The organism is Sphingomonas oligophenolica, from assembly GCF_006438955.1.
Taxonomy (GTDB): Bacteria; Pseudomonadota; Alphaproteobacteria; order Sphingomonadales; family Sphingomonadaceae; genus Sphingomonas; species Sphingomonas oligophenolica_A.
In genome coordinates this window covers 1-6,866 of the sequence record NZ_RCZK01000033.1, presented here as the reverse complement: position 1 = coordinate 6,866, position 6,866 = coordinate 1, and the positions used below count along the sequence as shown (strand labels likewise).

Here is a 6,866-nt window from a genome sequence, read left to right as displayed (position 1 = left end):
AGTCACGTCGATCGCCGGTTCGCTCGCGGCCGGCTCCGATCCGAATACGTCCGCCGCGCCCTCCAGCAGCCGGGATCGCCACTGGTTGATGAGGTTTGGATGCACGTCATACTGCTGCGCCAACTCGGCCAGCGTCTTCTCACCCTTTACGGCAGCCAGAGCTACCTTGGCCTTAAACGCCGGGCTGTGATTCCGGCGGGGTCGCTTGCTCATCTTGCCTCCTGGGGCGGCCAACATGGCCGCGGTCAGATCGGCAATCCACTTATCCCCGCTGTTCAGATTTCCCGAGCCACCTCTGGCATCAGAGGAACTGCGCCACTTCGGAGACCTTGTTGTAGCGACTCACGTGGTCGGCGCGCGGCGACACCGATACGTTCAAGCGCCCAGTTGCTGACATTCGCGGCTCATCACATCTTGACCGAGCTATCAGGCGGGTGAATATGATTGCCAAGTCGGAGAGCTTAGTTCCCGACCTGAGGACAGTGGAAGCGGTGGAACCGCTTTAGGCGCGAGCAGAAGCTCCTCCCGGTCGGCCGCAAGCCGCTGCGCACCGCATTGATCGACATCAAAGTGAGTGATCAAATGCCAAATACTCGGAAAATTCTCGACGTATGTTTCAACAGCCAGTCAGGACGATGCCATTATTGTCGCACACCAATGTGGCGTGGGAGTCCGGCGGACTTCGCGACGGTACATGCGATATCTCTAGCGAGTGCAGGTCAACTTCAAGCGACCGCCGAGCATCTAATCCCTCGCTCCGAGGGCGGGCCGAACACAGCGGCGAATATCGTCGCCGCCTGTCGCTATTGCAACACTCACCGGCACAAGGCACGCGCAGCTCTCTTGCCCGAGATGTATCTCAGGAAAGTCCGCAAACGGCTCTTGTCCGGCAAGTGGCACAGGATGCTGCTCACCTCGGTTGAATCGGGCTGAAGGCGGACGCGAGCACATCCGCTTTCCACGAGGACGCGACATTCGCGCCTGCGAACGGCGACGATCCAAAGCGGCCTGTCGCCGATCGCCCACTTTCTGCCGTCCACCACAAATTCTCGGTTTCCTGGAAACCTGCCGTTCGCTGAGAAATCGCTTTTTGGCGGGAGTTGGGCCGAAAGCCGTCTTCCGCTATTTTCCAAACCTGCGGTAACCCATGCCAGCCGGTTGAAATTTCGGCATGATTGGCCCAAGGTAGCGGCGGACCACCTTTTGAGGGGGGGCGTGATGGCTACGATGCCAATGGATACACGGGGCTTTGAGGGAGGATCCGAGGAACCAGCACTAGCGGACGCGTTTGCACTGAAGTTCGCCATAGCTATGGCGCTGACCGTTGTTGCGGGGTTTTCCTTTCAGCTAGCAATGGGTCGCTCGACATTCGCGTCTCCGCTGCGCGTCCACGTGCATGCGTTGGCATTCATGGGCTGGGTGACCATATTCTTGCTGCAAACTTATTTCGCGACGCGCGGGCCGCTGTGGCTGCACCGGAAGCTCGGCTGGGTCGCGGCAGCGTGGGTATTTCTGATGCTCGGAGCGGCGATGACCGTGATTGTAGTATCAGCCCGCAACGGCACCATCCCGTTCTTCTTTCAACCGCAACTGCTTATGATCGGCGACCCGGCAAATCTTTTGGCGTTCGTAGTGCTGACGTATGCCGCGATCCTGATGCGCCACCGAACCGACTGGCATGCTCGGCTGCACCTGGGAGCAATGGCCTTGTTGACCGCCCCTGCTTTCGGTCGTTTATTACCCCTGCCGCTGCTGATCCCCTGGGCGTTCGAAGCAGCCGGGGTCGCAACACTCATCTTTCCTGTCGCCGGAATGATCCGCGATCGCCGGGTGCTCGGCCGGGTCCATCCGGCTTGGTTCGTCACTGTCGCTGCATTTTTTACTTACACAGCGGTCTATGAAGCGATCACTTATTCTCCACTTGGAGACTATCTCTATGCCCGAGTAACGGCGGGCTCGCACGGCGCGCAGGTGCCGGGCCTTGTCTTCCCTGCTCCGCCGACCGGCCCGCTGATTACCGGCCGCTAGTTGCCACGTATCGTCCACGTAGCGCTAGAGTTTTGTGTCTTGTCTGGCGCGTATATTTAATCCCCTCGCCACCTTCTTTTACGATTGCTGGCGGTATAGTTGTGCACGAAGATTGATACGGAACTTAAACGTGTCGTGATTGAACTGGGTACCTTACCAAAGGGGAGCTTCGTAGGCTTCGAGGGACCGAAGCAGACTGGCAGCTTCCCACCAGGTCGGGCTGTTCACGGCAGCGAACGTACCCCCGCATCGCCGCGAAGCCGTCATTCCGCTGGTGGGGAGAAAAGCAGCCGGTCGGAAGCCGCCCAATTCCAGACATCTTGATCGATGCACAAATCCTCGGAAGCGGTCGCTTCTTTTAGCTGGTGGACCGGCAAGGATTGAGCGGGCTGCGGTCATTCAGCCCCAAGTCCGAAGACTGGAATAAGCGTCATTTAGCCGCGGAGCCATCGCGGCCGTGGGATCTAAGGTGCGACTAATGCCTCAAGGCGCCTCGCATTGCTGGCATGAAGTTTGGAGGCTATCTGAGGCGCATGACCAGAACTGGCTCTCAAGTTAGCCGCCTCCGTGACTTCCGTTCCTATGGCAGGTTGGAGGGGTTCAACTCGCTACTAGTTCCGGCCGTCGCCACATATTATGGATGGCCGTCCAGTATTCCGGGCGCCATATTGTTGACCATTGCTAATTTCGGCCTTGTACTTGGCCTCATCATTGGCACCGTCTACTGGCTTGCGGTCGCATCTCGCCTCGAAGGCAACGCTTTACCAATGAGGCGAGCATTGCGGATTGCCGATGGCGCAGAATATCCGATGCTATTTGCGGTATCTGCGGCGACGCTCGGGGTAATTTCACTTATTGTGGCCAGCGGCTGGTCCCTTTCGAACAGCGTTGCCGGTGCTGTCACGCTCCTAGCCGCTCTTGAGTATGTCAACTATTACCACTTCCAACTGCAGCATTTCGATAACGCGCGCGATTGGCAAGGGTTGCTAAGGGGCAAGGGGTTTCGCCCGGCGCACCTAGCCCGAGAACTGGCGAGGTGGCGCCGGATAAATTTGTCTAGCGAGGCTACAGACGCCTCGCTTTGACACCAACCCGTTCGAGAGCCTTTTGAATGCTATCGGGACCTGCGAGATGTGCGGCGCCCACCGCGACGAAAATGGTGCCGCCTGCTTTCATCCGATCCAAAAGCTTGCGAGCAATGTCGTCGTTCCGGTCCTTTAGCAGTACCTTATAGAGTTCTGGACTTTCGACACGCATTTTCGACGTCAGCTTCGTATCAATCTCGTCAGGCTTTCCGTCCACCCAAAGCTGAGCTGCGTCATTCATCTTTGGCAGCATGTCGTCGAAGTCGCGTAGGGTCGTGTGGAGGAAGGCGAGTTCGATCGGTAGGGGCAAGTCGGCGAAAAACTTCATTTGGCCAGTCGCAGTCTCGAACGCCTTGAGCGGTTTGTGCCGCGCGGCAGCTTTGTCTTTCAGCACATGATCCGCTCCGCCAGCAGGATCAAAGCCAGCCTTGACCATGGGGGCAACGGTGAGCTGTAGCGCGACCAGCCAGGGTCGCATTGGCTCGAACGCTGATGGCGGGGCCCCGAGTGTTGCCGCGTCCTTCTCCAGCAGGGCCTTGTCTTCGGTGGAAAGCTTGGTGGACAATGGATGCGCCGCATCGACGCCATATTGCATCACGACCGACTTCATTGCGGCCGCATCGTCGCCATCGGTAATCTCAAGCCAAAGCTCGCTGCTCGTGTCGAATGCCTTTTCGACCTTGGGCGTGAACCATACCGCATCCGTTTTCAGGAGATGGAAGGTGCCGAATAGATAGGCCGTTGCCTTGCCTGTTTTGGCCACCCAGATTGCTGGTTCGGCAGTCGCCGGTGCCGCGAAGACGGTAAAAGTTGCGGCGATCAGAGCGGTGCGCGCGAAAGTCTTGATCTTAGTCATTTTAGCTCTCCCCGAAGTGGCGTGATTTGTGGTTCAGTCGCGTTCTTCGGGCATTGCCCACGCAACGAATGCGGTTGGCAGCAGCGACGAATAGAGAAAGACGCCCCAGAAAAGCGCATTCCAGTTTTCGTAACCGGTAGGCACCCATAGGTTCATGTCACTTGCCGCGCCGGCATAGGCGATCGCAGCCAGGAACAATGCGGTGAAGGTCATATAGGCACCGTTCATCGCCTTATGGCGTTGCTGCAGCTCCATCTCGTCAAGCTTGCTGGGCTGTTCGCCAACAATCCGCTGGAGGCGCGAACCGATGACTGGCGCGGCGCTTAACAATGCAATGAATATCAGGGCAAAGCCGATCAGGTGCATCGCGGCCGATGGCTTACTCGTGTAATTGCTGAGTGTCAGGACAACGCATCCCGCCGGATAAGCCAGCAAAGCGGTGGCAATTAGGGAACGCAGCGCAGACAACGACGGGCCAGTGCCCTCCGACGTCGATGAACGATAATAGATCATGAGCGTGACTCCTGGTTGGCAAGGATGGACGCAACAGAAGGAAATGGGTCGAACGAGAACAGCGTCTCGACGGGCACTTCGAAGAAGCGGGACAGCTTGAGGCCAAGCTCTAGGCTGGGATTGTAGTCACCACGTTCGAGGAACCCGATTGTCTGGGGATTTACCCCCACGGCCTCCCCCAGCTCGCGTCTGGACGCCCCCCGTTCCGTCCGGAACAGCGCAATCCTGTTGTGAATGTACACTAAGTGCTCTCCGAATCAACGTTACGTTGCTTATACGCAACGATACATCACTGTGTCAAGCTGATCGTTGAGCGCTGATTATAGGCTTGGAGCGTACGTTCTCGAAGGGTTGCGAGGCCGCGGCAGCTAAGGTTGCTGTCTTACCTGGAAGCGGACTGTCAGCTTCCCACCACGTCGCGACGTTCGCGGCGATCGGCACCGCCCCGGTCGCCGCAAAGCCGACCTTCCGGTTCCGGCGCGAGAAGCTGCCGGTCGGCAGTCGCCCAATAGCGGACATCGGGCCGCCATTATTTCTACTCGGTGTCATTCTCCCAAAATGCCCGTTCCATCGCCCAGCACTCGTCGCCTGCGAGGTTGGACCGCATACACTTGTCAAAGTCAGCGAACTGGACAGAGTGAGGCGCGATGATCGACACTCCCGTCGCCGCAGCTCGCTTTTCCATCCCATCAAGTGCTTGATGGAACGACCACATGGCGATCTGCTGCCAATCATCGTCCACAGGGATAATCCGCTCCAACGCCCAATAAATATTATGCGGCCCGTCAGAGTCCTTGGCCAGATCAATCGTCGCGGGCCATAACGATTTTGCAGCCTCGAATAATGCGAGTTTATTGATCGTCATGATGCAAGGCGCTGGGTTTCGACCAGCACATAAACAGGGCATTCTCGCCCGAGTTCATCCCCCGCACTTGAAAGCCGGGGATTAGTCGCAACCGCTCGAGCGCTGCCTCTTCCCCGGTCGCCAACTGTGGGAACGCCACCTGCGTCTGCCCGGTGCTGTCGTTCAGCAGCCACCAGACGTCTGCACCCCAAGGGCCACTGTGGTTTGTCTCGACATACACTGCCGCAAGGTCAGTCATCCTGATCCGCTGCTCCGCCTGATTGGGTGCTCGGCAGGTAATCTGATCGTCCGCCGTCACCTCGACGACGAACTGCGCTTCCGAGTGCTTCATGTTGCGATGCTGCCCTGTTCGTAGGTCGGGCGCAATGTCCTCTTCCCACCAGGTCGGGCCGTTCACGGCAGCGAACGCACCCCCGCATCGCCGCGAAGCCGTCGTTCCGCTGGTGGGGAGAAAAGCAGCCGGTCGGAAGCCGCCCAATTGCGGACATTCGCCATTACACGCATTGTTGCCCCGTGACTGAACCAGCGATCACATGCTGCTGCTCATCCCTTGCCGATTTGGCAGCCGTGCCCATGGGTGGCGACGGGTTGGACGAGCGAGTATTCGAGACCATCGAGAACGTGCGTGAGCACGGTGGAGACGCTTGGTGGCTACATCTGTCGCGGTGTCGCGCCTGTGGCCAGCATTGGATGATCGCTCAAGAAGAGCGTATCTTCGATGAGGACTTCCTACGGCGACTCGACGCCGATGAGGCCAGCCGAATATCGATAGAAGGTGAGTGGCCCGCAGAGTTCCTTACCTACGAGCGTGTGTTGGAGACGGGACACGCGCTGGGCGTTCGCCCCTGCATCTTCATGGATCGACTTGCGCCGTCACTGGTCTGGACCGTCGAGGACTTAAAGAGGGAAAGGCCCGACATCTCGTAGCCATTCGGTGAGGACCGTGGCGTAGAGCAGATCAGGCGGCGAGCGCGAGCTGTGGCTGTCGCCAGTTCCAGGGCAACAACTCGTCCAGCCGGGCGGCGGAATGATCGGCGATCCGGGCGAGGACGTCGGCAAGCCACGCTTGCGGATCGATGTCGTTGAGCTTGGCGGTGCCGATCAGCGTGTACATGAACGCGGCGCGCTCGCCGCCGCGATCCGAACCGGCGAACAACCATGCCTTTCTGCCGAGGGCTATGCCGCGCAGCGCTCGTTCTGCGGCGTTGTTGGTCAGGCAGATGCGGCCATCGTCGAGGAACCGGCTGAACGCGGCCCAGTCCTTGAGCATATAGTCGATCGCGCCCGCGACCGGGCTGTGGCGCGCGAGCGCGGCGCGGTGGGACCGCAGCCATTGCCCCAGATCGGTGACGAGCGGTGCCGCCATCTCGTGGCGCAGGGCAAGCCGCTCGGTTATACCCTTGCCATTGATGGCGCGTTCGACGTCGAAGATCGCGTCGATGCGCCTGACCGCTTCGGCCGCGATCGGCGAGATGACCGGTGCACCCTTGCGGCGCTTCAGCTGCGCCGCGACATCGGC

10 protein-coding genes are annotated in these 6,866 nt (G+C 59.2%); 3 read left to right on the top strand and 7 right to left on the bottom strand.

Going from position 1 to position 6,866, the window contains the following annotated elements; all coding sequences use genetic code 11:
• Window positions 1–213, bottom strand: a 213-nt coding sequence (locus EAH84_RS15540) for a transposase (RefSeq protein ID WP_140869304.1), incomplete at its 3' end; no start/stop codon positions are given.
• Window positions 214–582: 369 nt separating this feature from the next.
• Between EAH84_RS15540 and EAH84_RS16680 the strand changes: the two genes are divergently transcribed.
• From EAH84_RS16680 to EAH84_RS15525, 3 genes are all read left to right on the top strand, one after another.
• Complete coding sequence (locus tag EAH84_RS16680; RefSeq protein WP_425326471.1) at window positions 583–933, top strand: HNH endonuclease; 351 nt, start codon at window positions 583–585, stop codon at window positions 931–933.
• Window positions 934–1,218: 285 nt separating this feature from the next.
• Window positions 1,219–2,028, top strand: a complete 810-nt coding sequence (locus tag EAH84_RS15530; RefSeq protein ID WP_241656659.1) for a hypothetical protein — start codon at window positions 1,219–1,221, stop codon at window positions 2,026–2,028.
• A 671-nt stretch (window positions 2,029–2,699) separates the two neighbouring features.
• The gene (locus tag EAH84_RS15525; protein WP_140872878.1) at window positions 2,700–3,113 is read left to right on the top strand and encodes a hypothetical protein; all 414 of its coding nucleotides are present in this window, start codon (window positions 2,700–2,702) and stop codon (window positions 3,111–3,113) included.
• Here EAH84_RS15525 and EAH84_RS15520 read toward each other — a convergent pair.
• The 6 genes from EAH84_RS15520 to EAH84_RS15495 form a co-directional block, all read right to left on the bottom strand.
• Window positions 3,094–3,969 carry a TraB/GumN family protein gene (locus tag EAH84_RS15520; RefSeq protein ID WP_140872877.1) on the bottom strand — a complete coding sequence of 292 codons (876 nt, stop codon included), beginning with the start codon at window positions 3,967–3,969 and terminating at the stop codon, window positions 3,094–3,096. The two genes, EAH84_RS15525 and EAH84_RS15520, sit on opposite strands and share 20 nt — an antisense overlap.
• Window positions 3,970–4,002: 33 nt before the next feature.
• On the bottom strand, window positions 4,003–4,482 hold the full coding sequence (locus tag EAH84_RS15515; protein ID WP_140872876.1) for a hypothetical protein: 480 nt from the start codon (window positions 4,480–4,482) through the stop codon (window positions 4,003–4,005).
• Complete coding sequence (locus EAH84_RS15510; RefSeq protein ID WP_206663986.1) at window positions 4,479–4,724, bottom strand: helix-turn-helix transcriptional regulator; 246 nt, start codon at window positions 4,722–4,724, stop codon at window positions 4,479–4,481. Before EAH84_RS15510 ends, EAH84_RS15515 begins: the two co-directional genes overlap by 4 nt.
• A gap of 293 nt (window positions 4,725–5,017) precedes the next feature.
• The gene (locus EAH84_RS15505; protein WP_140872875.1) at window positions 5,018–5,347 is read right to left on the bottom strand and encodes a hypothetical protein; all 330 of its coding nucleotides are present in this window, start codon (window positions 5,345–5,347) and stop codon (window positions 5,018–5,020) included.
• Window positions 5,334–5,744 carry a hypothetical protein gene (locus EAH84_RS15500; RefSeq protein ID WP_140872874.1) on the bottom strand — a complete coding sequence of 137 codons (411 nt, stop codon included), beginning with the start codon at window positions 5,742–5,744 and terminating at the stop codon, window positions 5,334–5,336. Before EAH84_RS15500 ends, EAH84_RS15505 begins: the two co-directional genes overlap by 14 nt.
• A 561-nt stretch (window positions 5,745–6,305) precedes the next feature.
• Window positions 6,306–6,866: IS66 family transposase (locus EAH84_RS15495; RefSeq protein WP_140872873.1), on the bottom strand; the 561-nt coding region annotated here is incomplete at its 5' end.